Source organism: Selenomonas sputigena ATCC 35185 (genome assembly GCF_000208405.1).
GTDB classification, from domain to species: domain Bacteria; phylum Bacillota; class Negativicutes; order Selenomonadales; family Selenomonadaceae; genus Selenomonas; species Selenomonas sputigena.
The window spans coordinates 1,251,265-1,274,098 of the sequence record NC_015437.1; the positions used below are offsets into that span (position 1 = coordinate 1,251,265).

Below are 22,834 nucleotides of genomic sequence, written 5' to 3' on the forward strand. Positions count from 1 at the left end.
GAGGCAGTGCCATGGAACAACGCATTTTAGGCAATCGCTATGAGCTTGTGGAGCTTGTTGGAAGCGGCGGCATGGCTGATGTATATAAGGCGCACGATAAACTGCTCGATCGAACGGTCGCGGTCAAGGTGCTGCACGCCCAATTCGCGAGTGACGCCGAGTTTGTAGCACGCTTTCAAGCTGAAGCGCAGGGAGCCGCGAAGATGTCGCATCCCAACATCGTCAATATCTACGATGTCGGGCAGGAGGGAAACGCCCACTACATCGTTATGGAATACGTTTCGGGGCAGACCCTGCGCGAAGAGCTTGATGCGGGCGGACGCCTGCCCGTTGCCACGGCGCTCGCCATTGCGCGTCAGATTGCTGAGGCTCTGCACCATGCGCACAAGAACGGTCTTGTCCACTGCGACATCAAGCCGCACAACATCCTCGTGATGGAGGACGGGCGCATCAAGGTCGCCGATTTCGGCATCGCTCGCGCCGTGAGTTCGGTCACGTCGACGTATACAGGCAACATCGTTGGCTCCGTGCATTATTTTTCGCCGGAGCAGGCGAAGGGCGCTTCGATCACGCCGAAGTCAGATATCTACTCCCTCGGCGTCGTTCTCTATGAAATGCTCACGGGCGAGTTGCCCTTCACGGGCGAAACGCCCGTCGGCATCGCCTTGAAGCACTTGCAGGAAGAGCCTCTTTCCGTCTGCGCCATCGACCCGTCGATTCCGCCATTCGTCGAGGCTCTCGTTGCGGAATTGATGGCAAAGGATCCAAGTCGGCGGCCCGACAGTGAAACCGTCGTGCGGCAGATCGCGCAGGATGAGGCGATGCTTGGCGGCTCGGCATCGTCGCTGCTCGATCCCTATGCGACGCAGGTATTGCCGCGCGTGCGCGAGGCCGAGGTCGATTCATCTCTTTTGTCAAGACACGGGCAGGAAGCGCAGCCTTCCGTACATGTTCCGGATGTCGGGCATGGCGGTGCAGCGAAGAAGGCGTACCGCTCCAAGGCCTTCCTTTTCATTCTGTTCCTCGTATTGTTTTTTGGCTTCTTTGCCGGCGCATTCCTTTCCTATGGAAAGTTTTGGAGCGGTGCGGAAGTCGTCGTTCCCGATGTGACGGGACAGACGCTGGCCGTCGCCAAGCAGAAGCTGGAGGACAAGAAACTGCGCGTAGACATCGCGGAGATGTACGATTCCAATATACCGGCAGGGCAGGTCGTTAAGCAAGATCCCGAGGGAGGCTCGAAGGTCAAGGAAGAGCGCCTCGTGACCATCTACGTGAGCAAGGGGGGCGAGGAGGTCAGTATGCCGGAACTCAAGGGGATGCAGAAGTCAGCGGCGGAGAGCAAGCTGACCGGAGCGGGTCTGAAACTCGGCGTCGTGACGGAAGAGTTCTCCTCGCAGCCTGCAGGGAGCGTCATCGGGCAAGATCCGCGTGCTGGATCGAAGATCAGCAAGGGGCAGGTCGTCGACCTCGTGATCAGCAAGGGCGAGCGTCCGCGCAAGGTCTCCGTGCCGAGCGTCGTTGGCGGCGCGGAATCAAGCGCCAAGGAAGCGATCAAGAACCGCGGACTTCATGTAGGCTCCGTCACGAAGGAAGCGAGTTCGCAGGCGGCAGGCACGGTCGTGCGGCAGAGCCCGGCGGCAGGCAGCGAGGTGGAAGAAGGTACGGCGGTCGACCTTGTGCTTGCCGCCGAAACGGAAAAGAAGTCTTCGAAGACGAAGGAGCGCGCGTCGGACGACAATGCAGGCGACAAGACGCCCAGCAAGGACGCAAGCGGCGGCAAGTCGAACCGCTAGCAAGTGGGAGAGGAGGACGGTTTGTTGCAGGGAAAAGTGCTCAGAGCGCAAAACAGTTTCTTCTACGTGGCGACACGAGAGGGACTTGTAGAGGCGAAGCTGCGAGGCCGCCTGAAAAAGGAACGCATTGCCGTCGTGCCGGGCGATGATGTGGAGCTTGAGCTTACAGAAGGCGGCGCGGGCGTCATCGAGCGGCGCTGTGAGCGAAAGAGTCTTTTGCGCCGCCCGTTGGTCGCCAATATCGATCAGGTCGTCCTCGTCTTCGCCGCACGCGAGCCGGATATTAATCCCGTGCTCATCGACCGTTTTCTCGTGCTTGCCGAGTGGTCGAAGATCGAACGCATCGTCCTCTGCATCAACAAGATGGATTTGCTGGAGGGCGATGAGGCGGAGATTCCTGCCCTCGCCGCGCTCTATCGCGAAATCGGCTATCCCGTATGCCTGCTGTCCACTGTTACAGGGGAAGGCGTGGCAGACATGCAGTCTCTTGTCGAGGAAAAGACGAGCGTGTTTGCCGGCTCATCGGGTGTAGGAAAATCCTCTCTCTTGAACTGCCTCGCGCCGGGCATTGCCCTTTCTACGGGCGCTGTCAGCGAGAAGATCAAGCGCGGCAGGCATACGACGCGAACGGCGCAGCTTCTGCCGTTCGCCGGAGGATTCCTCGTCGATACGCCGGGTTTCAGCGCTACGGAGCTTGCTGAGATCGAGCCTTGTGCGCTCCCGGGGCTCTTCCCTGAATTTCGTTCCTTTTTCGGCGCTTGCCGATTTCAGCCCTGCACGCACAGCCACGAGCCGGGCTGCGCCGTCAAAGAAGCTGTGCAGGCGGGAAGAATTGAAGACTCACGCTATGCTTCCTATTTGGAAATGCTGCAGCAGAGTGTACAGAGAAAGAAGGTATATCGATGATTCAAGTGGCGCCGTCGATTCTCTCGGCGGATTTCGCGCATCTTGCCGATGAGGTGCAGCGCATTGAAACTGCTGGGGCGGAGTACGTCCATATCGATGTCATGGACGGCGCTTTTGTGCCGAACATCACGTTGGGCGCTCCCGTCGTGAAGTCGCTTCGCAAATGCTCTGCGGCGGTTTTTGATGTGCATCTGATGGTCGAGCGTCCGGAAGCGCAGATCGCTTCCTTCGCCGAGGCCGGTGCGGACGTCATCACCTTTCATATCGAGGCGGTGCGTCATGCCCATCGCCTCGTACAGGAGATCAAATCTCTCGGCTGCAGGGCGGGCGTCGCGCTCAATCCTGCGACACCGCTCGTCATGCTCGAAGAACTTATGGCAGATATCGACATGGCGCTCATCATGACGGTCAATCCGGGTTTCGGCGGACAGAAGTTCATTCCGTCGATGCTCGAAAAAATCGCGCTTCTGCGTCATACGGCAGAAGAAAATGATTTCGCTCTCGACATCGAGGTCGATGGTGGCATCAATGCCGAGACAGCGCCGCTCGTGAGAGAGGCGGGGGCGAACATCCTCGTCGCAGGCTCTGCCGTCTATGGGGCGAGCGATATAGAAAAAGCGATTCAGGCGATTCGCGGCTGAGGGAGGAGGAAACGCGAATGGAAAAGGCGGTAGTGCTGCTTTCGGGCGGACTTGATTCGACGACCTGCATGGCCGTCGCAAAGGAGCAGGGGAAAGAACTTTATCCCATCAGCTTTGACTATCATCAGCGTCACAGCATCGAGCTGGAAGGCGCGAAGAAGATTGCAGCTTTTTACAAAGTGAATCGTCATTTGATCATCGAGACGAACATGGAAGCGATCGGCGGCTCGGCGCTGACGGACGACAGCATCGCCGTGCCCGAGGGCGACGTTTCGCGCACGTCGGTTCCCGTGACCTACGTGCCTGCAAGAAATCTGATCTTCTTGAGCTATGCGCTCGGCTATGCCGAAACCATCGGCGCGCGCTCCGTCTACATCGGCGTCAACAGCGTCGACTATTCGGGCTATCCCGACTGCCGTCCCGAATTTATTCGGCATTTTCAGGCCGTCGCGGACTACTCGACGGAAGCGGCCTCCGAAGGAAAGCGCATCGAGATCGTCACGCCCCTGCAGAATTTGTCCAAAGCCGATATCGTGCGCTTGGCGACGCGTCTTGCCGTGCCGTTGGAGCTTACGCACAGCTGTTACAGCGGCGGTGAAAAGGCGTGCGGCGTCTGCGACAGCTGCAAACTGCGCCTGCAGGGCTTCGCGGCTGCCGGCATAAAAGACCCGATCGAGTATGAAAAGCGCTGAAGAAACGATGATGAAAGACATACAGAAAAGCGCGGATATGCGCGGCATCGACATACAGCATGTCGGCATCAAGGACGCCCATCTGCCGTTTCGCATCAAGACGAAGGCGGGCGATTTCCAGCAAGTCACAGCGCGCATCCGCTTTACGGTTTCCCTGCCAAAGGAGTACAAGGGCACGCACATGAGCCGCTTCCTGGAAATCTTGCAGCAGTGGTGCGACAAGCCCGTAGCGGAAGAAGAGATGGAAGCCATGCTGCAGGACGCGCTTCATCGTCTTGAAGCAGAGACGGCGAAGCTGCGCCTTTCCTTCAAGTATTTCATCGAGAAGGAAGCGCCGGCAAGCGGCAAGAAATCCGTGCTCGACCTTGATTGCTTCTTTGAGGGCGAAAAGCGTGCGGGCGAGGCGATGTCGTTCCGTCTTGGCGTCACCGTGCCTGCGACATCCCTCTGCCCGTGCAGCAAGGCGATCTCGCGCTACGGTGCGCACAATCAGAGGAGTCTTCTGCAAGCAGTCGTCGAGTTCAAGCCGCCCGCGCCGTGCATCTTCATCGAGGATCTCGCCGCGCTCATGGAAGAGCAGGCGTCGTGCCCGATCTATCCGCTGCTGAAGCGTGAAGATGAGAAGTATGTGACGGAAAAAGCATACGAGCAGCCAAAGTTTGTCGAGGACATCCTGCGCGACCTCGTGCTCGCCCTACGTCCCTTGCCCGGACTCTTTTGGTTCTCGCTTTCCTGCGAGAATTTTGAGTCGATTCACAATCACAGCGCCTATGCGAGCCACGAAGAATATGTGAATTGCGAGGCGAGGACAGCCGGTAAAGAGCAATGATCTGAGAAACTGCGTCGGGCCGCTCTGAGGAGGTGTCAAATGAAGGTGTTCTGCAAGCGTTTCATCGTACCGCTGCTGCTCGTTTTCTTCATCTCGGGCGCCGTCATCTATTCGACGGTCGACATTCATACGTTGAAAAATCTCACAGCGTTCCAGCCGTGGTCCATCGCCCTTGCGCTCCTCTGCGTGAGCCTTGGTCTGACGCTTGACGGCACGCGCCTCATGCACCTCGTGAAGATCTCGGGCGAGCACATCACGCTGGGACAGGCGGTGCAGGTGGTCTTCGGCAACTACTTCCTCGCGCTTCTGACGCCGGGGGCAACGGGCGGCGCTGTGGCGCAGCTCATGTTCCTGCGTCATGCAGGCGTACCGGCGGGCAAGGCGACGGTGCTTGTCATCGTGCGAACCCTCGTGTCCATCCTCTTCCTTATATGCTGCATGCCGTTCATTTTCCTGCACGACGCAGGCATCCTGCCTGGCGTGGACAATCATACGCTGATGCTCGTCTCCGTCATCGCCTTCGTCATCATCGCACTCATCGCGCTTGCCTTTCGCGCGAATGCGTTCGACTACATCATCCTGCGCCTGACGAAGCGACTGAGTGCGAAGCGCAGCAAAAAGCTGCTCTCTTTCTATCGTGATCTCAAGATGGGTGTGCATCTCCTCGCGTCCTCGCCCAAGAGCATGCTTCGCATCTTTTTTGAATCAGGCTTAAGTCTCATGTTCATCTATGCCATCGTTCCGTGTCTTCTTTTGGGACTCGGCGTGACAGAAGCCGATTGGTACACGGTCATGGGGCGCATGATTTTCCTCAACATGCTGCTCTACTTCACGCCGACGCCCGGCGGTTCCGGCATCGCGGAGGGCGGATTCGTCCTGCTCTTTGCCGATTCCGTACCGGCAGGCACCGTCGGCATCCTCGCCGTTTGCTGGCGGCTCATCGCCGAGTACATCCCGTTCTTCATCGGTCTTTACTACACGCTCAAGGTATTTGGCAGAGATTTTATGCATCGCCAGATGGAGCAGCAGGAGGATGGCTGAGCGTACAGGTATATCGCAAGGAGAAATAATGTTTCTTAAAGAAAATTTTTTCGTGCGCTTGCCATGATAGGAACTTTGCTATATAATTACCGATAGTAATTGTTTTCTCAAAAATTCATACAGACGTCATAAGTGTCGCCGATGTATATCGGCGAGCGATGAGAGGAAAATGGGTGAAAGACCCATGCTGTCCCGCAGCTGTAATCGGGGAATTTGTTTCCATGGGAAACGCTGGAATCGCTGTTTCTTATGAAAGTGCTGAATGCGTCGGCACTTCCTGACATGTCACTGGGGAAAATCCGGGAAGACGGAAACAAACGATGATCCGAGAGCCAGAAAGCCTGCTTATGATAAGATTCATTGCTTGACTTACGAGAGATGAGGAGATGGATGCCAGGGTATATTCGTTGGCGGAATATACCCGTGGTATTTTGCGCTTGCAGGAAAAATCCGCATGTCTTGTCTTGGTTGACGGACATGCGTTTTTTTATGGAAATGCCGGATAGCTGGGCGTTTCCTTATAGAGACCGATTCTGAGGATTCGGTCGCAAATGTCTTTTTTATATGATTTTTAAGGAGATGAGGTATTGCATTGAAAGGAAAAGATTTGATACGTCGCCTGTGTCAGATGCTCATCACGCTTTTGGGCGTTACATTCTTGACATTCGGTCTGACGTATCTCGCTCCCGGTGATCCTGTAGAGATGATCCTGGAGACTGGCGATACGATGGTGTCGCAGGAAACTATCGAAAAGACACGTCACGAATTGGGGCTTGACCGTCCCTTCCATGAGCAGTATCTGCACTGGCTTTCCGGCTTGCTGCATGGCGATATGGGCATGAGCTATTCCGCCAAGATGCCGGTTGCCGAAAAGCTTGAGCAGAATCTTCTCGGCACGCTGCTTCTGGCAGGAACAGCAACCTTGATGATGCTCGTCGTTTCTGTGCCTTGCGGAGTCATCGCAGCTTTATATCGCAACCGTTGGCCGGATTATTTGATTCGCGGCGTGTCCTTTCTCGGCGTTTCGATGCCAAGCTTCTGGGTCGGCTTGCTGCTTCTCTTCGTCTTCGGTTTGAAATTGGGACTGTTCCCGATTTCGGGCGGCGAGGTCACTCTGGAAGGGTTGATTCTTCCGTCTGCAACCCTGGCGATCCTCCTGTCTTCCAAGTATACGAGGCAGGTGCGTATCGCCGTGCTCGAAGAGTTCAGTCAGGATTACGTCATCGGCGCCAAGGCTCGCGGTCTGTCCATGCAGCGCATTCTGTGGCGCCATGTGCTGCCCAATGCGTTTTTGCCGCTCATCACGCTCTTCGGTTTGGCTCTAGGCTGGCTCTTGGGCGGTGTGGCGATCGTCGAGATCGTCTTCGGCTGGCCCGGCATAGGCCGCCTGGCGGTGCGGGCGATCGAGATGCGAGACTATCCGTTGTTGGAGGGATTCGTTCTCTGGACAGCCATCTTCTACATGGTAGTCAACTTCCTTGTGGATCTGTCCTATGTGTATCTTGATCCGCGCCTGAAGAAGGGGGAGAGGCCATGAGCAAGGACGCAAAGCTCCTGCGCTTCTATTCCATATTGGCAGGGTTGATCTTCCTCACAGCGCTTCTCGCGCCCTTCATCTTGACGCAGGATCCCTATGAGTCGTCGATGCAGCAGGCATTTCTGCCGCCTTCCGCCGAGCATTGGTTCGGAACGGATAAACTCGGGCGCGATCTCTTTACGCGCGTGATTTACGGCGCGCGCATATCGGTGTTCATGTCTTTGACGGTCGTCATCCTCATCGCCGGCATCGGCTCTGCCATCGGCGTCGTTGCCGGCTATGTCGGCGGCAAGGTGGATACGATCATCATGCGCCTTGCCGATATGTTCCTCGCCTTTCCGGGCATCGTGCTGGCGATTGCCATTGCGGGCATGATGGGCGGCAGCGTGGTCAATGCCATCCTCGCTCTTGTCGCCGTCGGTTGGACGAAGTATGCACGCCTGGCGCGCAGCATGACGCTGAAGGTGCGCCAGCAGGATTATATCGCGGCGGCTGTGACGAACGGCACGCGTCCCGTGCAGATGTTTTTCCGCCATATCGCGCCCAATATCCTTTCCATCATACTGGTGACGGCAGCCGTCGATATCGGGGCGATGATGATGGAGCTGGCAGGTCTTTCGTTCCTAGGCTTTGGCGCGCAGCCGCCGACGCCGGAATGGGGACTCATGCTCAACGAAGGCAGGCAGGCACTGCAGACGGCGCCGTGGCTCATGCTGTTCCCCGGCGCCGCCATCGTCCTCGTCGTCGCCGTGTTCAATCTGTGGGGAGATGCGCTGCGCGATTGGCTTGATCCAAACAAGGCAAGCTGATGGTTTTACGATGTCTTATGATTTTAGGAGGCTGAAATTTAATGAAAAAGTGGAAGAAGTTGCTTTCTGTTGCCATGGCGGCGTGTTTGTCCGTGGCGGTATTCGCAGGCTGCGGCGGCAAAGAGGCTTCGAAGGATACCTTGCGCGTCGGCGTGACGAACTTCGCGGACTCTCTTGAGCCGACGGAAAATGCTTTCGGCTGGGTCGTCATGCGCTACGGTATGGGCGAGACGCTGACGAAGTTTGATGAGAAGATGAACATCCAGCCGTGGCTCGCAGAGAAATGGACGATCAGCGACGACAAGCTCACGTGGACGTTCAAGATCCGCGACGGCGTGAAGTTCTCGAACGGGAACCCGCTGACGGCAGAGGCTGTCAAGGCCTCCATCGAGCGCGCCTTTGCCAAGAACACGCGCGCCGCGACGTTCTTCAAGTACACGGAGATGAAGGCGGAAGGACAGAATCTCATCATCACGACGGACAAGCCGGCGCCGAGTATGCCCGGCTACCTCGCCGACCCGCTCTTCCTCATCGTCGATGTGTCGGCGGAAAAGGATCGCGACTTTGCAAAGCAGGGACCGATCTGCACGGGGCCTTACGTCTGCGAATCCTTCGTCAAGGAAAAGGCAGTCATGAAGAAGAATCCCAATTACTGGGACGGCGAGGTGCCGTTCGAAACGGTGGAGATTCCTTCGATCGACGATCCGAATACGCGCGCCATGGCGCTCCAGTCCGGTGAAGTGGACATGGCTGTGAACATCGCCCCGGGCGACGTTGGCTTGTTCAACGATACGAGCAAGTATCATGTCGACAAGATTGCCTCGCTGCGCACGGTGCTCGCGCGCATCAACGAAAAGGGCATCCTCGGCGATCCCAAGGTTCGCGCTGCGTTCATCAGCATGTGTGACCGCAAATCGTACAACGAAGTGATCTTGAAGGGCACCTTCATCGAAGGCAAGGCTCCTGTTCCTCCTTCCCTTGATTATGGTTTTGATCAGCTTTCCGACCCCAACCACTACGATATCGAGCGTGCCAAGAAGCTGCTTGATGAGGCAGGCTGGAAGGATACGGACGGCGACGGCATCCGCGACAAGGACGGCAAGCCTCTGAGCGTCGACTTCATCATCTACAACAGCCGCGCCGAACTGCCGATCTATGCGGAAGCCGTGCAGGCGGACGGCAAGAAGATCGGTTTTGACATCAAGGTGAAGACGGTCGACTACAATCTGCTCGACAAGATCGGTATCAACGGCGAGTATGACCTGCTGATTTCCAATATCATCACGGCAAATACGGGCGATCCCGAGATTTATCTCAACTGGTACTGGCGCACGAACAAGGACGGCGACAACCAGCAGAACGGTTCGGGCTACAGCAACCCCGAGTACGATGCAAAGTGCGCGGCTCTTGCTGTCGAGTTTGATCCGGCGAAGCGCCGTCAGCTCATGATCGAGATGCAGCAGATCCTCTTGAACGATGCAGCTGCGCTCTTCCTCGGCTATCCTGAGACGAACATCATCAGCTCGACGAAGATCACGGGTGCGACGATGTATCCGTCCGATTACTATTGGATCACGAACAAGATTCGCCCGGCGAAGTAAGGAGAAAGGAAGAACGATATGCTTCTTGAGGTCAAGAACCTCCATATCCAATATGCCGGCACCGAGATGGTGCATGGCATAAGTTTTTCCCTCGATTCCGGTGAAGTGTTGTCACTCGTGGGCGAGAGCGGCAGCGGCAAGACCAGCGTCATACGCGCGATCTTGGGCTGCCTCCCCCACGAGGGGCGCGTGAATGAAGGCGAGATCATTTTTTCCGGCGTGAACATGCTGGAAAATACGCCGAAGATGTGGCGCGACATCAGCGGGCGCAACATCTCGATGATTTTTCAGGACAGCGGCAGCATGATGAATCCCATACGCACGATTGGCAGCCAGTTTGTCGAGTACATCCTGGAGCACAGCTCGATGGACCCACAGAAGGCGGAAAAAGAGGCGAAGGAAATGCTGGACAAGATGCAGCTTCCGAACCCCGATACCATCATGGACAGCTTTCCCTTTGAGCTTTCAGGCGGCATGCGCCAGCGTGTCGGCGTCGCCATGGCGATGTTCTTTCGGCCGCAGCTCCTCTTGGCAGATGAGCCGACTTCGGCACTCGACGTCACGACACAGGCGCAGGTGGTCAAGGAACTGATGAAAATCTGCCGCGAGGACGGCACGGCCATCATCCTCGTCACGCACAACCTAGGCGTTGCCACCTATATGTCGGACAAGATCATGGTCATGCAGAACGGGCACGTCGTGGAAGAGGGAACGTCTGAGGCGATCATCGAAAACCCGCAGGCGAACTACACGAAGGAACTCCTGCATTCCGTGCCGCAGATCGGGGGTATGTCGTATGCCAGTTAAAAACGAAGAAGTCCTGCGCATCGAGCATATCACGAAGCGTTTCCCCACAGCTGACGGCCGTGCGCTCACGGCCTGCGATGATGTGAGTTTCTCCCTGTGCAAGGGGGAAACTCTCGGCATCGTGGGCGAGAGCGGCTGCGGCAAGAGTACGCTGGTCAAGACGCTCATGCAGCTTCATAAGCCGACGGAGGGCAAGATTTTCTTTCAGAACAAGGAAATCACATCTCTTACGGGAGAAGAAGCGCGGCAGAATCGCCGCAACATCCAGATGGTCTTTCAAGACCCCGGTACGGCGTTCAATCCCAAGATGAAGATCAAGGACATCCTTGCCGAACCTTTGCGCAACTTCGGACTTTTGAAGACGAGTGCAGCGGAAAAGGCGAAGGAGCTATTGAACCTCGTCGAACTTCCCGCAGAATTTGCCGAGCGTTATCCCGGCAATATGAGCGGCGGGCAGAGGCAGCGCGTCGGCATTGCACGTGCGCTGGCGCTTGAGCCGGAAATCCTCGTCTGCGATGAGGCGACGAGTGCGCTCGACGTCTCCGTGCAGGGAAAGGTCGTCGAACTTCTGGCAAAACTGCAGAAGGAGAAGGGCATCTCCATCCTCTTCATCTGCCATGACCTGGCGCTCGTCGCGTTGCTCACGCACCGCGTCGTCGTCATGTATCTAGGCAATGTCGTCGAAATCCTGCGCGCAAAGGATCTGCCTGAGGCGAAGCATCCCTATACGCAGGCCTTGATGAAGTCGGTCTTTCCGCTGCAGCCCAAGGGCAAGGCGGACGTTCAGCTTCTTCGCGGCGAGATTCCAAGTCCGCTCGATGTGCCCAAGGGCTGTCCTTTTCAGAATCGCTGTGACAAGTGCATGCCGGTCTGCAAGGAAAAGAAGCCTCAGCGCAGGGAGCTTGCACCGGGTCATATCGTAGCATGTCACCTTTTTGCACAAGATCAAGAAGAGACAAAGGGCGCCTGAAACGAATCGTGCAGTTGACGATGATATTCTTAAAAAGAAAAAGATTTTTATTATCGTCTTGTTGCAAGGAAGGCTTTGTTGTATAATCAGCAACGGTAATTATGTGACGAGCTGGAAGCAAAGGGGCTTGGGACGATTTATGACATTGACCGCTCACGATCGCAAGTATCTCGCAATCGCTATGCCTGCCGCCATGGAAGGCGTATTCATGAATCTCTTGGGCATGGCGGATCTCGTCATGGTCGGCGCCTTGGGCACGCTGTCCATTGCGGCAATCGGCGTCTTCGAGCAGCCGCGCATGGTGCTTCTGACCGTTGCGCGTTCCTTTGCCTCCGTGATCGTGCTCTTGGTGGCACGTCATGTCGGGGCGGGAAGACGGCAAGAAGCGGGGGAGGCTCTTCTGCATTCGGTGTTCATCACGATGCCGGTTCTTGCTGTCATGCACTTTGCAGCCTTTCTCTTCGTAGACGATGTGCTTCTCCTCATGGGAGCAAAAGAGGAGTATTTCGCTCTTGCACACAGCTATGCGGCGATTGCCGTTGCGGCAGTCTTCTTTCTGTCCATGGCGACACTTCTGCAGGCAGTGCTCATCGGCTTCGGCAATACGGCGCTCGTGCTTGCTGTCAATGTGACGAGCAATGTCATCAATGTCATAGGCAATGCATTCCTGATTTTCGGTCTCGGGCCATTTCCGGCGCTTGGCGTCGAGGGCGCGGCAATTGCTACGCTTCTAGGCTCGTTATTTGCTTTCCTTGCTACGCTCGTCGCGCTTTTTCGCCTGGGAATCTTTCGTGAAGTGCAGAAGATTCTTCCCGATCTGCCATTCTTGCGAGAATTTGGCCGCCTCTTCGCCGGAATTTTCGGCGAGATGGGCTGCGAGCGCGTCGGCATGGTGCTTTATTCGCGCATGGCTGTGGAACTTGGTACGATTCCCTTCGCCGTACACAGCATCTGCATGAATTTCTGCGACCTTTACTATGGCTTTGCTCAAGGTATGGGAAAGGCGAGCATGGTGCTTGCCGGCCAGTCCTGCGGCGCACGCCGCATACACGGCTGGCGCGCCTACCTGCGTGCAGGCGTCCGGTGGGGGCTGGCATTCTCTCTGCTCGCCGCAGTATTGACGGCAGTTTTCCCAACTTCCATCATCGGTTTCTACGACCGCGATCCTGCGGTCATCACCATGGGAACGCCCATCATGCTCTTCGTGGCTGCAGTGAGCTTCCCTGAGGCCTTGGCGCTGATTTTTGCCGGCGTCCTGCGCGGCAGCGGCAAAACGGGTCAGGTGGCGATGTGCTACTTTGTCAGCGTGACTTTTCTGCGTCCCATCTTCACTGCATTCCTGCTCTATGGCATGGGGCTTGGCATCTTGGGCGCATGGATTGCGCTCGCCTTTGACCAATGCTTACGCGCAGCGGCATCGGGCTTCCTCGTACGGCGCGTGCGTGTCGCAGAGCTGATGGGCAAGGATTAACATGATTTATTTATGAAACATTTAGGAGGAATTTCATTCATGAACAAGAAGTTTTTGACGGCAGCGCTTGCTGCGGCACTTTCCTGCACGACAGTTTCCGCCTTTGCGGCGGCGAATCCCTTCGCCGATGTGCCTAGGGATCATTGGGCCTACGATGCCGTGGCTGAGCTTGCTGATGAAGGCGTCATCGAGGGCTATGGCGACGGCACGTATCGCGGCGAGAATGAGATCACGCGCTATGAGATGGCGCAGATGGTCGCCAAGGCAATGGCGAAGGAAGATCAGGCCAATGCACAGCAGAAGGCAATGATTGACCGCCTCGCAGCCGAGTTCTCCGCAGAGCTCAGCAACCTCGGCGTGCGCGTCGCCAACCTTGAAGACCGCATCGACAACGTGAAGTGGGGCGGCGAGATGCGCTACACGGCTAAAAAGACGATGTTCCATGATGGATCGGATTCTTCTATGAACCGTTTGGAACTTCGCTTGAAGCCCGTCGCCACAATCAACGATCACTGGCTCGTGCGCGCTCGAATCGACGGCCGCGCTGATATGAAGACCGATACGGCAGGTTCGATGCAGCTCAAGCAGGCGAATGTCGAAGGTCACTACGGCGCATGGACGATTGAAGCAGGCATGTTTCCTGTGTGGACGGAGCAGGGCGTCATCTTGGATGACAGTATCTCCGGCGGACAGGTCACCTATGCGGGCGACAAGGTCACGGCGGTTCTGACGGGAGGCCGTATCGGCAAGGGCAGGTTTGTTGCTCGCTATACGCCTGATGGCTCAGATATTTATCCTTTCAAATCGACTGGCGACTTCGGCAAGGCGGCGCTGACCTTCCGCCCGAGCAGCAAATTTGACATCACGGGAGAGTACGTCCATATCGGAGGAGTTGATACCGAAAACTATACTCCCGAAACGAAAAGATACGGCAGCAACGATCTTGGCATCTGGGGCGTCGGCGCGAGCTACAAATTTGACAAGAATGTCAAGCTCAGCGGGTACTATGGAGAGAACACGAAGGGCGACCTCGACAAGAAGTTCAACCGCAACTACAATGCCGAGCTTAGGTACAAGGGCGCTTCGAAGGCTGACCACGGCTCCTTCGGCCTTTACGCTGCCTACCGTCATCTCGGCAACATGAGCGTCGTCGCGCCGACGTTCTCGGGGGCTGAGGCCAGCTGGAAGGGCTGGGAAGTCGGTGGCGAGTATACGTTCGCGAAGAACATCGTCGGCTATGTTGCCTACTTTGATGGCGAGAATATCGTGGACAATGGGCGAGATGTAAAGAAACTCTGGTCCCGCATCCGCTACTTCTTCTGATTCCCCATATCGCATAGACAAAAATTCGAGAGGCGATTTTCACCGCCTCTCGAATTTTTGTCTGTGTTTGCAGGAATTACTTGCAGCATATAAAAATCAATGCTATAATAAAATCGTTTTCACAGAGTAAAGCACTAAAGAATCTGCTGCTTCAACAAAAAGGACGGGATGGGTATGATCAATGAAAAGCTGCGCAATGAGTTGAGCGATCAGCTTATGGCGGCAGTCTTGCTCCTGCGCAATACAGAGGAAAGCTATGCTTTTTTTGAGGACATTTGCACGGTCGCCGAGCTCAAGGCGATGGCACAGCGACTCGAAGTGGCGTCCATGCTGCGGCGGGGGAATACATACGATGCGATTGTGGAGCGAACGGGAGCCAGTACGGCGACGATCAGCCGCGTAAAGCGCTGCCTGAATTACGGCGCCGACGGCTACGAACTTGTGCTCGAGAGAATGCGGCAGAAAAAGGACGAAAAAAATAGGCAAGAGGTGGATGAAGATGTCCGAAAATGAATGGATTTTTGGGATTCCCTACGGAACGCGGGATCTCATGCCGCAGGAGGCGCAGGAAAAGCGCCATGTGGAAGCGGCACTCATGGGGCTTTTTCGTCTCTGGGGCTACGATGAGATCGCGACGCCTGCTATCGAGTACCTTGACACCTTGACGATGGGAAATGGGCGCTGCCTGGAACCGCAGATGTTCAAACTCTTCGCTCAGGACAACAGGACACTGGCGCTGCGCCACGAGATGACGACGCCCATCGCGCGTCTTGTCGCGAGCCGCATGAGGGAGGAATCTCTGCCGCTGAAACTTGCCTATATCAGCAACGTTTTCCGCTCGGAGCAGGCGCAGGCGGGGCGGCAGTGCGAATTCAATCAAGGCGGCGTTGAGCTCATTGGCACAAGCGCCGTCGCGGCTGATGCCGAGGTCATCGCCTTGGCCATCGAAGGCATCCGCGCGGCAGGGCTGCAGGATTTTCAAGTCTGCCTCGGGCAGGTCGACTTCATCGGCGGCATGATGCGCCAGATGCACTTCACCGAGACGCAGCAGGAGCGCGTCACATTTGCCCTGGAGCGGCACGATCTCGTAGAGCTTGCCGCAATCGTGGAGGAAACGGATCTTCCCGCTGCGGCAAAGGAGGGCATGAAGCGAATTCCCACGCTGCACGGAAAGAAGGATGTCCTGCACGAAGCCTACAGTATTGTATTGAACGAGCAAGGGCGAAGGGCGCTCGACAATCTGTCGGAGATTTATCGCCTGTTGCAGGAATACGGCGTCGCCGAATACGTCTCTTTCGATCTCGGTGTGATTCGCGACTTGAATTATTATACGGGGATGGTGTTCGAGGCGTACGCCCCGGGGATGGGCTATCCTATATGCGGCGGCGGGCGCTACGACCAACTGCTTGCGGGCTTCGGCAATCCTTGCCCCGCCACGGGTTTCGCGCTGGGCATCGAGCGCCTGCTTCTTGCAAAGGAGCGTCAGAGTCAAAAGCGAATCCTGCCATCCAAAGACTGCTACATCGCCTATGCACACGACAAACTGCCCGAAGCGCTGCAAGAGGCAAGGAAACTGCGTGAGCAGGGGAAGACATGCGAAACGGCGTTTCAGGCGCAGGCAGAGCAGAAGGCCGACGAGTACAGAAAATCCAAGGGCTATAAAGAGCTCATCTACATTTCATGAAACAGAGGGTTCTGCAATTCCTCCATGCCCTCACAGCGCATCTGAATGAAAGCGATCATGCTTTTGTGCGCCGGTTTCTTGACGAAGGGGAGCGTGTGCTGTTCTATGCGATGGACCTCATCGATCAGCGTCATGCGCTTCATACGGCGTATACGGCATTGGAATTGGCACACAAAAAAAACGGCGTGGACGAAATTTTTCTCGTGCGCATCGCTCTCCTGCACGATGTGGGGCGCGTGAAAGGCGACCTCGGCCTTTGGGGAAAGGTCGCCGTCGTTCTCCTGAACCGCTTTCTGCCGCATTTTTCGCACCGTCATGCGACTGTCTCGCGCGATGGCATCTTCGGTTTTTGGCGTCATGCACTTTACGTCTATTATCATCATGCCGAAATCGGCAGTGAGAAATTGCGTCTCTTGGGATGCAGCAGGGAAGCGTCCGTCGTGCGTCTGCACCACGCTTCGCCCACAGCCGAAGATTCGATGGAACTGCAGTTGCTGCGGCAGGCGGACAGTCTGAATTAGTGAAAGCACTGATAAATTCAGCCGCCCGTCTTCACACTTCCGGGCGATCTCGTTTTATCAGCGCTTCCTTAGTGATTCGAGGTGTAATTGATGGATATAAACGGAAAGGACTACTTGACGATTGCTTTTCCGAAGGGCAAGCTTTTTGGGCTGTCCAAAGAGCTTTTTTCCCGCGTCGGCTATACGGCGGAGGGACTGGAAGAGAAATCGCGCAAGCTCATCATTTCCAATGAGGAAAAGAAGATTCGCTTCATCGTCGCGAAGACGGCGGACGTGCCGACGTATGTCGAATACGGTGCGGCGGACATCGGCGTCATTGGCAAGGATGTCCTCGCGGAAGCGGAAAAGGACGTTTATGAAGTCCTCGACCTCGGCTTTGGCAAGTGCCATCTGATGATGGCGGTCGATAAAGCGCAGAGGAGAGCAAAGCTCGCCGACTATGCGCATACGCGCGTCGCTACGAAGTTTCCTCATATAGCGGAGCAGTTTTTTACAAAAAAAGGCATGCAGATGGAATACATCAAGCTCAATGGATCCATCGAGCTTGGTCCCTTGGTCGGGCTTTCCGAGAGCATCGTGGACATTGTGGAAACGGGCACGACGCTCAAGGAGAACAATCTTGAGGAAATCGCGCACATCATGGATGCGACGGCGCGGCTCATCGTCAATCGCGTGAGCTACAAGCTGAAGTTTGAGCGGATCTACCGCCTGGTCGAAGATTTGCGCAGTGCGTTGGAAAGCGGGGAAGCAAAATCATGAAGATTGTATCGGCAAAAGAGCTCGGTAAAGATAAAATACGGAAGCTCTTGGTGAAGCCGCCCTTCGATGAGGTGCAGCTCAATCCAAAGATTCGCGAGGCGAACCGAAAGATCTTCGGCGCCGATCTCACGGCGGCGGAAGTCGCCGTGCGCATCGTCGAGGACGTGCGCCGTCATGGCGATGAAGCCGTCATCAAGTACACGAAGCTCATCGACGGCACGGATTTTTCCCCCGAAGATTTTCAAGTGTCGGAAGAGGAATTTGCCGAAGCGGAAAAAAATGCAGACCCGGCAATCGTCGCATCGCTACAAAGAGCCGCGCACAATGTGCGCAGCTACCACGAAGAACAAAAAGCAAATTCATGGCTGACGTACCGTGAAAAAGGCTCAATTCTCGGGCAGTCGCTGATTCCGCTCGACCGCGCGGGCATCTATGTGCCGGGCGGCACGGCGGCGTATCCGTCCTCCGTCTTGATGAACGCTGTTCCGGCTGCCGTCGCAGGCGTCGGCGAGATCATCATGATGGTGCCGCCGAAAAACGGCAAGATCAATCCCTATGTGCTTCTTGCGGCGAAGATTGCGGGCGTGTCCAAGGTCTACAAGATCGGCGGCGCACAAGCAATCGCCGCCATGGCGTACGGCACTGCGACGATTCCGCGCGTCGACAAGATCACGGGTCCCGGCAACATCTTCGTCACGCTCGCGAAGAAAGCTGTTTACGGCCATTGTGACATCGACATGCTCGCCGGCCCGAGCGAGATCCTCATCGTCGCCGACGAGACGGCAGATCCCGCCTATACGGCAGCCGATATGCTGAGTCAGGCGGAGCATGACACTCTGGCGTCAAGCATCCTCATCACGACGAGCGCAAAGCTCGCGCATGAGGTCGAGGCTCTGCTGGAGGAACAGCTGAAAGGGCTGCCGAGGGAAAATATCGCCAGAGCGTCCATCGAGAACAACGGTCTCATCGTCATCGCCGATGACATCATGGAAGCATTGGAATACGCGAACATTTCCGCGCCTGAGCACATGGAACTTCTGACGAAGCAGCCGTTCGAGCTTCTGCCCTATGTGCGCCATGCGGGAGCCGTTTTCCTCGGCGCATATTCTCCGGAACCCTTGGGCGATTACTTCGCGGGTCCCAACCATGTATTGCCGACGGGCGGCACGGCGAGATTCTATTCCGTGCTCAACGTCGAGACCTTCATGAAGCGCACGAGCATCATTTCCTATACGAAGGACGCCCTGCATGATGTGGAGGCGGACATCATACGTCTGGCGGAGGCGGAGGGGCTGCACGCCCATGCCAATGCCGTACGTCTGCGCAGCAAGGAGAGGAAGGACTGACATGCGCCAAGCCGAGGTCAAGAGAAAGACAAATGAAACGGAAATCGCGCTTCGCATCGGCCTTGACGGCACAGGCAAGTGCTCCATCAATACGGGAATCGGCTTCTTCGACCACATGATGACCCTTTTCGCCGTACATGGACTTTTTGACCTGGACATCCTTTGTCATGGCGATACCGAGGTGGACGGACATCATTCCGTCGAGGACATCGGCATCGCCTTGGGACAGGCATTTCGCGAGGCTCTGGGCGACAAGGCGGGCATTGCACGCTACGGGTCGTTCTACTTGCCTATGGATGAAGCGCTCGCCTTCGTGACGCTCGACATCAGCGGCAGGGCATACCTCGTCTACGATGGGGGCGAGATGACGCCCGTCGTCGGCAGCTACGATACGGAGCTGACGGAGGAGTTTTTGCGTGCCTTTGCCTTCAATGCCGGCATCACGCTTCATGCCAAGGTGCTCTATGGCAGGAATACGCACCATAAGATCGAAGCGATCTTCAAGGCGCTCGCTCATGCGCTGCGCCTTGCCGTCGCCAAGGATCCGCGCGTCAAAGGCGTGCCGTCGAGCAAGGGTGTTTTATAGGAGGATTTGCATGATTGCGGTCATTGATTACGGCGTAGGAAACCTCTTCAGCGTGGAAAAAGCGCTCCTCCATAGTGGTGCAGAAGTGGAGGTCACGCACGATGCAGAACGAATTGCGGTGGCGGAGAAGCTCGTCCTGCCGGGTGTGGGCGCATTCGGCGACTGCATGAAGCGTCTGGAAGCGACGGGGTTGATCCCTGTGATACGGCATGAGATAGAAGCGGGAAAGCCGCTTCTTGGCATCTGCGTCGGCCTGCAGATCCTTTTCGAAGGCAGCGATGAATCGCCACACGCTGCAGGACTTGGCGTCTTTTCCGGCAGGGTGCGCCGCATCGAGGCGCCTGGGCTGAAGATTCCGCACATGGGATGGAACTCCTTGGATTTTGCGGAACGTCATGAGGGGCAGCCGGGCATTGGCCTTTTCCGCGGCATCCGTGCAGGTTCTTACGTCTACTTCGTTCACAGCTATCATGCTGTGCCCGAAGAGCCTCAGATCATCACGGCGCAGGCGATGTACGGCGAATGCCTGACGGCGGCAGTAGCGAAGGACAATGTTCAGGCCGTCCAGTTCCATCCCGAGAAATCGGGAGCGGTCGGCAGCGCGATCCTGAAGAATTTTGTGAATGCTTAGGGGGCGGGAGAATGCTCATCATTCCGGCGATTGATATAAGAAATGGAAAATGCGTGCGCTTGTTCAAGGGGGACTTTGCCCAGGAGACGGTTTTTTCGGATCATCCTGAGGAAATGGCGATGAAGTGGCAGAGCGCCGGCGCACGCTTCCTGCACCTTGTCGACTTGGACGGCGCTCTGGCGAAGAAGCCGATGAATCTCGCTGCGGTAGAGCGCATCCTGGGGACTGTAGACATCCCTGTTGAACTTGGCGGCGGCATCCGTTCGCTCGAAAACATCGAAGAGGTGCTGGCTCTCGGTGTGAGTCGCGTGATCCTCGGCTCCGTGGCGGTGCAGGATCCCGCGCTTGTGAAAGAGGCCTGCCAAAAGTACGAGGAGCGCATCATCGTTGGTATCGACGCCAAGGACGGCATCGTCGCCGTCGATGGCTGGGGCGTTTCCGGCGAAGTGGAAGCGGGCGAGTTGGCAAAGCGCATGGTCAATGCAGGCGTTCGCACCATCATCTACACCGACATTTCTCGTGACGGAACATTGTCGGGCGTGAACGCGGAGGCGACGATCGCGCTCGCCAAGGAGAGCGGCGCAGCGGTCATCGCTTCGGGCGGTGTAAATTCTCTCGATGACATCCGTCGCCTGAAGGCGTTGGAAGCCGATGGCGTCTGCGGCGTGATCGTCGGCAAATCCATCTATACGGGGGCGCTTGACTTGCAGGAAGCCATTGAAATCGCCGGCCAGGAGGGGTAAAATGTATACGAAGCGCATCATTCCCTGCCTCGATGTCAAAAACGGGCGCGTCGTCAAGGGTACGAACTTCGTCGGTCTGCGCGATGCGGGCGATCCCGTCGAGCTGGCGGCACGCTATGACAAAGAAGGGGCGGACGAGCTGGTGTTCCTCGACATTACGGCGTCGCACGAGGAGCGTTCGACCATCGTCCAAGTGGCCAAGGCCTGCGCCTCCGAGATGTTCATCCCGTTCACCGTCGGCGGCGGCATACGCACGCCCGAGGATATCCGCAGGCTGTTGAAGTCGGGTGCGGACAAGGTGTCCTTCAACACGGCCGCCGTGAAAGATCCCGAGGTTCTGCGCCTCGGCGCGGAGCGCTTTGGCAGGCAGTGCATCGTCCTCGCCATCGACGCGCGAAAGAGCGGGGAAAACGAGTGGGAGGTCTACATCAATGGCGGCAGGACGCCGACAGGCATGGACTGCCTTGCCTGGGCGAAGAAGGGCGTCGCTTTGGGCGCAGGAGAAATCCTTTTGACGAGCATGGACGCTGACGGCACGAAGGATGGCTACGACATCGCGTTGACGCGCGCTGTTTCTGAAAGCGTCCCTGTGCCCGTCATCGCCTCGGGCGGCGCGGGGAAGCTCTCTCATTTTTATGATGTACTGACGGAAGGGAAGGCGGACGCCGTCCTTGCCGCTTCGGTTTTCCACTATGGCGAATTTACCATAAGGGAAGTCAAGGATTATCTGAAGAATCGTGGAGTGGAGGTCAGATTATGAATACTTCGATTGATATTTCCATGATACATTTTGACGAAAAAGGTCTTGTCCCCGCCATCGTGCAGGAGGAAAACGGCGAGGTTCTCATGCTCGCCTACATGAATGAGGAATCGCTGAAGAAAACTTTGGAAACAGGCTTCACATGGTTCTACAGCCGCTCGCGCAAGAAGCTCTGGCGCAAGGGGGAGACTTCGGGCAACGTGCAGCAGGTCAAGGAAATCTCCTACGACTGCGACGGAGACACGCTTCTCGTGCGCGTGCATCAGGCGGGCGTCGCGTGCCATACGGGCACATACTCGTGCTTCAGCGGACGCAGGCTGGGCAAGGACGAGAAGGGCGTCGCCGTCATCGGCGACGAGCCGCAGACTTCGCTCGCAGAAGTGCTCAATGCCGTTTATCATGTCATCCAGGAGCGGCGCGTTCATCCCGTTGAAGGTTCCTACACGAATTATCTCTTCGACAAGGGACAGGACAAGATCTTGAAAAAGGTAGGCGAAGAAGCGGCAGAGACCATCATCGCCTCAAAGAATATGGAAAAGAGCGACATCCTTTACGAGATGGGCGATCTCTGGTATCACTGCCTCGTGCTTCTCGCGTTCCACAACATCGTGCCCGATGAACTCTTCGTCGAGCTTATGAACCGCAGGAGCGGCGGCAGCTACCACCAATTCACAGGAAAGGACGGCGTGCGTCCCGATGTGTGAGGAAAAGGGCGATGTCCTGCAGCTGCCCGAACCTGACCTCCTGCCTGACCGGGAAATCAACTTCCTGGAGCTTATTGAACTTCGCGCAAGCCGTAGGCAGTACACGGCGGAGGCTCTGTCCTTGCAGGAGCTTTCTTATCTCTTATGGTGCACGCAGGGCGTCAAGATGATCGCACAAGGAGGGCGCACGCTGCGCAATGTCCCGTCGGCAGCGGCGCTCCATCCGTTGACAACCCTGTTGTATCTGCAGAATGTAGAAAATGTGCCCACAGACTTTTATCAATTTATGCCTGTGGAACATGCACTGAAGCGTTTGACTCTTTCTGAAGATGCTCCAGAGGAAATGCTCACCGCCTTCGAGCAACAGGCAATGGTGCGTCAAAGCGCGGCAATCTTCTTCTGGGTCGCAGACGTTGTGCGCGGCATTCGCACGTACGGGCGCAAGGTCTACGAGTACATCTATCTTGATGTCGGTCATATCGGGCAGAATTTCTATCTGACGGCTGAGGCACTGGGCTTGGGCGCGTGCGCCGTCGGCCGATTCGATGAGGCGATGCTGCATCACTCGCTCCTGCTCGACGGTGAGGAGAAAAAGATCGTACATGCGGCCTGCATCGGCAAGATATGATTTCTATCTTGCCGATGCGGGCTTGCTTTTCGTGTGTATCGTAGGATATAAT

The 22,834-nt window shown here is 56.5% G+C and carries 24 protein-coding genes and 1 riboswitch; all 24 genes read left to right on the top strand.

Annotation, left to right across the window (positions count from 1 at the left end; translation table 11 throughout):
* The first annotated feature begins 11 nt into the window (after nt 1–11).
* Nucleotides 12–1,793 (top strand): Stk1 family PASTA domain-containing Ser/Thr kinase, encoded by a 1,782-nt coding sequence (gene pknB / locus SELSP_RS05640; RefSeq protein ID WP_006192403.1) that lies wholly within the window; start codon nt 12–14, stop codon nt 1,791–1,793.
* Between the two features lie 21 nt (nt 1,794–1,814).
* Nucleotides 1,815–2,699, top strand: a complete 885-nt coding sequence (gene rsgA / locus SELSP_RS05645) for a ribosome small subunit-dependent GTPase A (RefSeq protein WP_037367476.1) — start codon at nt 1,815–1,817, stop codon at nt 2,697–2,699.
* Nucleotides 2,696–3,340: a ribulose-phosphate 3-epimerase gene (gene rpe, locus SELSP_RS05650; RefSeq protein ID WP_006192401.1), complete on the top strand. Its 645-nt coding sequence runs from the start codon at nt 2,696–2,698 to the stop codon at nt 3,338–3,340. The genes rsgA and rpe overlap by 4 nt, the downstream gene beginning before the upstream one ends.
* A 17-nt stretch (nt 3,341–3,357) precedes the next feature.
* On the top strand, nt 3,358–4,032 hold the full coding sequence (queC, locus tag SELSP_RS05655) for a 7-cyano-7-deazaguanine synthase QueC (protein ID WP_006192400.1): 675 nt from the start codon (nt 3,358–3,360) through the stop codon (nt 4,030–4,032).
* A gap of 10 nt (nt 4,033–4,042) precedes the next feature.
* Complete coding sequence (gene folE2 / locus SELSP_RS05660) at nt 4,043–4,861, top strand: GTP cyclohydrolase FolE2 (RefSeq protein ID WP_071585614.1); 819 nt, start codon at nt 4,043–4,045, stop codon at nt 4,859–4,861.
* A gap of 39 nt (nt 4,862–4,900) precedes the next feature.
* On the top strand, nt 4,901–5,902 hold the full coding sequence (locus tag SELSP_RS05665) for a lysylphosphatidylglycerol synthase transmembrane domain-containing protein (RefSeq protein WP_006192398.1): 1,002 nt from the start codon (nt 4,901–4,903) through the stop codon (nt 5,900–5,902).
* 113 nt (nt 5,903–6,015) lie between these two features.
* A riboswitch (cobalamin riboswitch) is annotated at nt 6,016–6,265 on the top strand.
* A gap of 229 nt (nt 6,266–6,494) precedes the next feature.
* Nucleotides 6,495–7,439, top strand: a complete 945-nt coding sequence (gene nikB / locus SELSP_RS05670; protein WP_013740786.1) for a nickel ABC transporter permease — start codon at nt 6,495–6,497, stop codon at nt 7,437–7,439.
* A complete protein-coding gene (nikC, locus tag SELSP_RS05675; RefSeq protein ID WP_006192394.1) occupies nt 7,436–8,248 on the top strand; it encodes a nickel transporter permease in 813 nt (270 codons plus the stop codon). Before nikB ends, nikC begins: the two co-directional genes overlap by 4 nt.
* 41 nt (nt 8,249–8,289) lie before the next feature.
* Nucleotides 8,290–9,849 carry an ABC transporter substrate-binding protein gene (locus SELSP_RS05680; protein WP_006192393.1) on the top strand — a complete coding sequence of 520 codons (1,560 nt, stop codon included), beginning with the start codon at nt 8,290–8,292 and terminating at the stop codon, nt 9,847–9,849.
* An 18-nt stretch (nt 9,850–9,867) separates the two neighbouring features.
* Entirely contained in the window at nt 9,868–10,656 is a 789-nt protein-coding gene (locus SELSP_RS05685) for an ABC transporter ATP-binding protein (RefSeq protein WP_006192392.1), read from the top strand.
* The gene (locus SELSP_RS05690) at nt 10,646–11,626 is read left to right on the top strand and encodes an ABC transporter ATP-binding protein (protein ID WP_006192391.1); all 981 of its coding nucleotides are present in this window, start codon (nt 10,646–10,648) and stop codon (nt 11,624–11,626) included. Before SELSP_RS05685 ends, SELSP_RS05690 begins: the two co-directional genes overlap by 11 nt.
* 139 nt (nt 11,627–11,765) lie before the next feature.
* Complete coding sequence (locus SELSP_RS05695) at nt 11,766–13,097, top strand: MATE family efflux transporter (RefSeq protein ID WP_013740787.1); 1,332 nt, start codon at nt 11,766–11,768, stop codon at nt 13,095–13,097.
* 39 nt (nt 13,098–13,136) lie between these two features.
* Nucleotides 13,137–14,420 carry an S-layer homology domain-containing protein gene (locus SELSP_RS05700; protein ID WP_006192389.1) on the top strand — a complete coding sequence of 428 codons (1,284 nt, stop codon included), beginning with the start codon at nt 13,137–13,139 and terminating at the stop codon, nt 14,418–14,420.
* Between the two features lie 174 nt (nt 14,421–14,594).
* Nucleotides 14,595–14,933 carry a YerC/YecD family TrpR-related protein gene (locus tag SELSP_RS05705; protein WP_013740788.1) on the top strand — a complete coding sequence of 113 codons (339 nt, stop codon included), beginning with the start codon at nt 14,595–14,597 and terminating at the stop codon, nt 14,931–14,933.
* Entirely contained in the window at nt 14,920–16,104 is a 1,185-nt protein-coding gene (gene hisZ / locus SELSP_RS05710) for an ATP phosphoribosyltransferase regulatory subunit (protein WP_013740789.1), read from the top strand. The genes SELSP_RS05705 and hisZ overlap by 14 nt, the downstream gene beginning before the upstream one ends.
* The gene (locus tag SELSP_RS05715) at nt 16,101–16,625 is read left to right on the top strand and encodes an HD domain-containing protein (RefSeq protein ID WP_013740790.1); all 525 of its coding nucleotides are present in this window, start codon (nt 16,101–16,103) and stop codon (nt 16,623–16,625) included. The genes hisZ and SELSP_RS05715 overlap by 4 nt, the downstream gene beginning before the upstream one ends.
* A 90-nt stretch (nt 16,626–16,715) precedes the next feature.
* Nucleotides 16,716–17,384 carry an ATP phosphoribosyltransferase gene (gene hisG, locus SELSP_RS05720; RefSeq protein WP_006192384.1) on the top strand — a complete coding sequence of 223 codons (669 nt, stop codon included), beginning with the start codon at nt 16,716–16,718 and terminating at the stop codon, nt 17,382–17,384.
* Nucleotides 17,381–18,730: a histidinol dehydrogenase gene (gene hisD / locus SELSP_RS05725; RefSeq protein WP_006192383.1), complete on the top strand. Its 1,350-nt coding sequence runs from the start codon at nt 17,381–17,383 to the stop codon at nt 18,728–18,730. Before hisG ends, hisD begins: the two co-directional genes overlap by 4 nt.
* Nucleotide 18,731: 1 nt before the next feature.
* Nucleotides 18,732–19,316, top strand: a complete 585-nt coding sequence (gene hisB / locus SELSP_RS05730) for an imidazoleglycerol-phosphate dehydratase HisB (RefSeq protein WP_006192382.1) — start codon at nt 18,732–18,734, stop codon at nt 19,314–19,316.
* A 10-nt stretch (nt 19,317–19,326) separates the two neighbouring features.
* The gene (gene hisH / locus SELSP_RS05735; protein WP_006192381.1) at nt 19,327–19,947 is read left to right on the top strand and encodes an imidazole glycerol phosphate synthase subunit HisH; all 621 of its coding nucleotides are present in this window, start codon (nt 19,327–19,329) and stop codon (nt 19,945–19,947) included.
* 11 nt (nt 19,948–19,958) lie between these two features.
* Nucleotides 19,959–20,690: a 1-(5-phosphoribosyl)-5-[(5-phosphoribosylamino)methylideneamino]imidazole-4-carboxamide isomerase gene (gene hisA / locus SELSP_RS05740; RefSeq protein ID WP_006192380.1), complete on the top strand. Its 732-nt coding sequence runs from the start codon at nt 19,959–19,961 to the stop codon at nt 20,688–20,690.
* 1 nt (nt 20,691) lies between these two features.
* Nucleotides 20,692–21,450 carry an imidazole glycerol phosphate synthase subunit HisF gene (gene hisF / locus SELSP_RS05745; protein WP_006192379.1) on the top strand — a complete coding sequence of 253 codons (759 nt, stop codon included), beginning with the start codon at nt 20,692–20,694 and terminating at the stop codon, nt 21,448–21,450.
* Entirely contained in the window at nt 21,447–22,154 is a 708-nt protein-coding gene (gene hisIE, locus SELSP_RS05750; RefSeq protein ID WP_006192378.1) for a bifunctional phosphoribosyl-AMP cyclohydrolase/phosphoribosyl-ATP diphosphatase HisIE, read from the top strand. Before hisF ends, hisIE begins: the two co-directional genes overlap by 4 nt.
* Nucleotides 22,147–22,782: a SagB/ThcOx family dehydrogenase gene (locus SELSP_RS05755; RefSeq protein ID WP_006192377.1), complete on the top strand. Its 636-nt coding sequence runs from the start codon at nt 22,147–22,149 to the stop codon at nt 22,780–22,782. The genes hisIE and SELSP_RS05755 overlap by 8 nt, the downstream gene beginning before the upstream one ends.
* Nucleotides 22,783–22,834 lie beyond the last annotated feature (52 nt).

Coding starts and splice junctions, on each gene's coding strand:
- SELSP_RS05700 (WP_006192389.1), top strand. CDS start 13,137: ATGAACAAGAAGTTTTTGACGGCAGCGCTTGCTGCGGCACTTTCCTGC.
- folE2 (WP_071585614.1), top strand. CDS start 4,043: ATGAAAGACATACAGAAAAGCGCGGATATGCGCGGCATCGACATACAG.
- SELSP_RS05705 (WP_013740788.1), top strand. CDS start 14,595: ATGATCAATGAAAAGCTGCGCAATGAGTTGAGCGATCAGCTTATGGCG.
- SELSP_RS05715 (WP_013740790.1), top strand. CDS start 16,101: ATGAAACAGAGGGTTCTGCAATTCCTCCATGCCCTCACAGCGCATCTG.
- hisIE (WP_006192378.1), top strand. CDS start 21,447: ATGAATACTTCGATTGATATTTCCATGATACATTTTGACGAAAAAGGT.
- hisF (WP_006192379.1), top strand. CDS start 20,692: ATGTATACGAAGCGCATCATTCCCTGCCTCGATGTCAAAAACGGGCGC.
- pknB (WP_006192403.1), top strand. CDS start 12: ATGGAACAACGCATTTTAGGCAATCGCTATGAGCTTGTGGAGCTTGTT.
- hisG (WP_006192384.1), top strand. CDS start 16,716: ATGGATATAAACGGAAAGGACTACTTGACGATTGCTTTTCCGAAGGGC.
- SELSP_RS05665 (WP_006192398.1), top strand. CDS start 4,901: ATGAAGGTGTTCTGCAAGCGTTTCATCGTACCGCTGCTGCTCGTTTTC.
- hisZ (WP_013740789.1), top strand. CDS start 14,920: ATGTCCGAAAATGAATGGATTTTTGGGATTCCCTACGGAACGCGGGAT.
- nikC (WP_006192394.1), top strand. CDS start 7,436: ATGAGCAAGGACGCAAAGCTCCTGCGCTTCTATTCCATATTGGCAGGG.
- SELSP_RS05755 (WP_006192377.1), top strand. CDS start 22,147: ATGTGTGAGGAAAAGGGCGATGTCCTGCAGCTGCCCGAACCTGACCTC.
- hisB (WP_006192382.1), top strand. CDS start 18,732: ATGCGCCAAGCCGAGGTCAAGAGAAAGACAAATGAAACGGAAATCGCG.
- SELSP_RS05685 (WP_006192392.1), top strand. CDS start 9,868: ATGCTTCTTGAGGTCAAGAACCTCCATATCCAATATGCCGGCACCGAG.
- SELSP_RS05690 (WP_006192391.1), top strand. CDS start 10,646: ATGCCAGTTAAAAACGAAGAAGTCCTGCGCATCGAGCATATCACGAAG.
- SELSP_RS05680 (WP_006192393.1), top strand. CDS start 8,290: ATGAAAAAGTGGAAGAAGTTGCTTTCTGTTGCCATGGCGGCGTGTTTG.
- queC (WP_006192400.1), top strand. CDS start 3,358: ATGGAAAAGGCGGTAGTGCTGCTTTCGGGCGGACTTGATTCGACGACC.
- SELSP_RS05695 (WP_013740787.1), top strand. CDS start 11,766: ATGACATTGACCGCTCACGATCGCAAGTATCTCGCAATCGCTATGCCT.
- rpe (WP_006192401.1), top strand. CDS start 2,696: ATGATTCAAGTGGCGCCGTCGATTCTCTCGGCGGATTTCGCGCATCTT.
- hisH (WP_006192381.1), top strand. CDS start 19,327: ATGATTGCGGTCATTGATTACGGCGTAGGAAACCTCTTCAGCGTGGAA.
- hisD (WP_006192383.1), top strand. CDS start 17,381: ATGAAGATTGTATCGGCAAAAGAGCTCGGTAAAGATAAAATACGGAAG.
- hisA (WP_006192380.1), top strand. CDS start 19,959: ATGCTCATCATTCCGGCGATTGATATAAGAAATGGAAAATGCGTGCGC.